The organism is Streptomyces sp. NPDC002619 (genome assembly GCF_042889305.1).
In the GTDB taxonomy this organism is placed as follows: domain Bacteria; phylum Actinomycetota; class Actinomycetes; order Streptomycetales; family Streptomycetaceae; genus Streptomyces.
The window spans coordinates 1-3,065 of record NZ_JBIAQV010000129.1 but is presented as its reverse complement, the minus strand read 5'-3'; the positions used below and the strand labels follow the sequence as shown (position 1 = coordinate 3,065).

Genomic DNA, 3,065 nt, shown 5'->3' with positions numbered 1-3,065 from the left:
CCGCACCAGCGGCAGACGGAAACGGGAGACCGTACTCAAGCCGAAGCCCTCACGCTTTGGTGACGTGACGGACCACCCGGGCCGAAATGCCCGGATTGCTGAGATCCATTGAGGATCGAAGTAACGGCCGCCTACACCGGACCGGGACCTGGCATACGGACCGAGAGCCGCGGGCTGCTCATGCCTGTCGCTCCGGCTGGCCGGCCCCCGCCGCCGCAGACGGCCCGGCAGCCCGGTGGGCCTGGGTCTGGGCCAGTGCCTCTGCCAGGATGCGCCAGATGTCCGCCGCCAGGTCGATGTTCGCGTCCGTCTGGGCCTGTTCGGCCAGGGCGCGCAGGCCGCGCACGCCGCTGTCGTCGCCGGACAGGATGCGCAGTTGGTGGCGCAGGATGTCGAGGCGGACCCGGTCGCGGTAGGTCATCCGCGGTTCTTCCAGGGCGAGTTCGCCGAGCAGGACGCGGGCGTCGTCGTAGCGGGCGGTCAAAAACGCGAGGTCGGCCCTGAGCGCGGTCAGCTCCTGGCGCAGGCCGGGCGTGCCGACGAAGGCCAGTGCCGACTCGGCGGCCGTGACGCACCGCTGGGCGGCCTCGGTGTCCGGGGGCGTCTTTTGCAGGTGCAGCCGGCCCGCGGCGAGCCGCAGCCGCAGCCACAGCACCAGGTCCTCGCTGCTGCCGAACTTCTCCAGCGCCTGCTCCAGGTATGCCTGCGCGGCCGGGTAGTCGCCCTGCCGGACGCGGACTGCGGCCACGGTCCACATGGCCTCCGCCCACAGCGCGTCCGACCGGCCCTCGACCAGGTCGGCCAGTTCGTCGGCGTGCGCCCGGGCATCCGGCATCCGGCCGGCCTCGGCCTCCACGGACACCAGGGCGAGCAGTACGGCGGAGCGGTCCTCCCCGCCCAGGTCGGAGTCCCGGGCGAGGTGGTGGGCGGTGACGCAGGCGTCGAGGGCGGCGGGGATCTCGCCGAGCGAGCGCAGGCAGCGGGCGAGCCGGGTCAGTCCGCGCACCCTCAGCTCGCTCAGCCCGACCTCGTCGCCGAGCCGGACCAGCTCCTCCAGGTACGCCCGTTCGCCGATGTGGTCGCCCTGCACCCGCCGCTGCCTTGCCAGTTGCCACAGCGCCTGCCAGCGCAGCACGGGCGTCTCGTGCGCCTCGGCCGCCAGGGCCTCGCGCAGCGTCTCGAGGGCGTCCTCGGATCCGGTGGAGGCGACCAGCGACAGCGCGTGCGCAAGCGAACCGCCCGCGGGCTCCTCGAAGTCGGCGGCCTTGAGGCCGAGCCGTTCGGCGAGGTAGGTGACGGCGCGGTCGGTCGGCTGGCGCGCCCCGGACTCCAGGCGGGAGAGGTATCCGGTGGACATGCCGTCGCCGGCCAGCGCGGTCTGGGACAGCCCGCGGGCCATGCGCAGCTTCCTGAGACGGCGGCCGAACGCGGGCTGCTGAGGCATGTGACCATTCCCTGGGTTGGACGGGGTCGGACGCGCGGACGGATGGCCGCGAGCGGATCGGGCCGGCCACCGGGGCCGCGACGAGCGTAGGGTGCCCGGCAACAGCCGGGCAATCTTTTGCCAGGCGCTCTGCCCTGGGCCTCGTGCGGACCTCACGGGGCTCTCATGCATTCCTCAAGCGACTCTCGAACGGACCAGGGCAGCATCTCGAGCGCCAAGTCGACGGCGCCCAGCGCTGTCCCGTCTCATCCACGGGAGCTGTCCCCGTCATATTCACGGGAGTCGTTCATGAAGCACTCGATTCCTGCACGCCGTGCTGCCCGCCAGGGCCGCTCCGGCCGACCGGGACCGACGCGGCGGGCGCCGTCCGACGACGACATCGGCTGGCCGAGGAGGTGAACATGACCCACAGCCCGATCCTGCATGCCGACACGGTGACCGTACCGCCGGCCCCCGCCGCGGCGCGGCCGCGCGAGGACGTCCTCGACGCCGGCGAGGCCCGACTGATGGCCGGGCTCGCCTCGGCGACCTCCCTGGCCGGAGCCGCGTCCGCGACCTGGACCGCGGTACGCGCCTTCGCCCGCCATCGCATGGCGGCGAACCAGCGCACCACGACCGGCGGTTGACACCGTTCCTAATCAGTGAGCAGGAGTGAGTCCTGGACCCACATCCTGGTACTGCGCGCATCCCGAACGGTTGTGGATGTGCTGGTCGCCCGCGTTCTTTCGGGTGTCCCTGTCCGGGCGCGTGCATCGGGTGCACGGTCCGTGACGGGGCGGCGGGTTTCCTCACGCCTTCGGGTGCCCGGTCCGGCCTGGACGGTCCGATGCCCGTGCCCATCGCTCTGGTGGGTACGGGGCGGTGCCGTCCGTCGCCGGATCGGGTGCCCGAGGGCGCGTCGCCCGATCGCGATGCAGGCTGCATCGTGCCGGGAAACCTTGCGAGTCTGGCTGGTCAGGGGCTGCTGCCAGTGCTGGGCGCCCCACCGGGAGGTGTAGGCCGGATCGACCGCGACGACCGCGATGTCCTGCTCGGCGGCCATCGCCGTCAGCCGTGCCTTCAGCCGGGCGGTGGGGAAGCGGGAGAGGAGCCGGCGGAAACGCTTGTTGCGGCCGTAGCGTCTCGCGTGTCTTGCCGGCGGTGAAGTCGAGGTCCTCGATGGCGATCGCCGCCAACTCCCGCAACCCGCCCACAGCACCCGCCCCCGGTCCCCACTCCGGTCATCCGTCACCACCCACAACGAGCCGACCACGAGAAAGGTCACGCGTTCGGCCCACAAACTCCCGTTCGTCCCATGGGACACCCGCCCTCGCAATGAACCGCAGCAGTAACGCTCACTCATGGTCGCCGGAACGCGCTTGGGTTCGGTCAAGCACCAGCAGTTCCGAACCCCGGCCCCCAAGCCAGGCCGGTCGTCCGCACACGACCGGCCGGCCCCGACACACACCCGGACACCGGCCCCCGCCCGGCCACCGATCACCCGCGGCCCGCCCCGCAGTCACCGGGTTCCTCCGAGGATGCCCCGGCCTTCAGGACTCCGTTGGGAAAGGGACGAACCGCCGGCCGTGGTGGTCACTTTGGCTCACGGACCCGCAGGTCAAGTGATCCACTCCCAGCCAGA

Annotated in this window: 2 protein-coding genes and 1 pseudogene; 1 reads left to right on the top strand and 2 read right to left on the bottom strand. The window is 72.1% G+C overall.

Features of this window, described 5'->3' with window-relative positions; all coding sequences use genetic code 11:
• Positions 1 to 178 precede the first annotated feature (178 nt).
• Complete coding sequence (locus ACFYXB_RS45675) at positions 179 to 1,444, bottom strand: helix-turn-helix domain-containing protein (RefSeq protein WP_389591404.1); 1,266 nt, start codon at positions 1,442 to 1,444, stop codon at positions 179 to 181.
• 401 nt (positions 1,445 to 1,845) lie between these two features.
• On the opposite strand from ACFYXB_RS45675, the gene ACFYXB_RS45670 reads away from it, so the two are divergent.
• A complete protein-coding gene (locus ACFYXB_RS45670; protein ID WP_389591402.1) occupies positions 1,846 to 2,070 on the top strand; it encodes a hypothetical protein in 225 nt (74 codons plus the stop codon).
• 8 nt (positions 2,071 to 2,078) lie between these two features.
• Here the strand turns inward: ACFYXB_RS45670 and ACFYXB_RS45665 are convergent.
• Positions 2,079 to 2,619, bottom strand: a pseudogene (locus ACFYXB_RS45665) (IS200/IS605 family accessory protein TnpB-related protein); the annotation flags it as partial.
• Positions 2,620 to 3,065: the final 446 nt, after the last annotated feature.

Excerpts from the sequence above, each read along its gene's own strand:
- ACFYXB_RS45675 (WP_389591404.1), bottom strand. The coding sequence starts at position 1,444 with ATGCCTCAGCAGCCCGCGTTCGGCCGCCGTCTCAGGAAGCTGCGCATG.
- ACFYXB_RS45670 (WP_389591402.1), top strand. The coding sequence starts at position 1,846 with ATGACCCACAGCCCGATCCTGCATGCCGACACGGTGACCGTACCGCCG.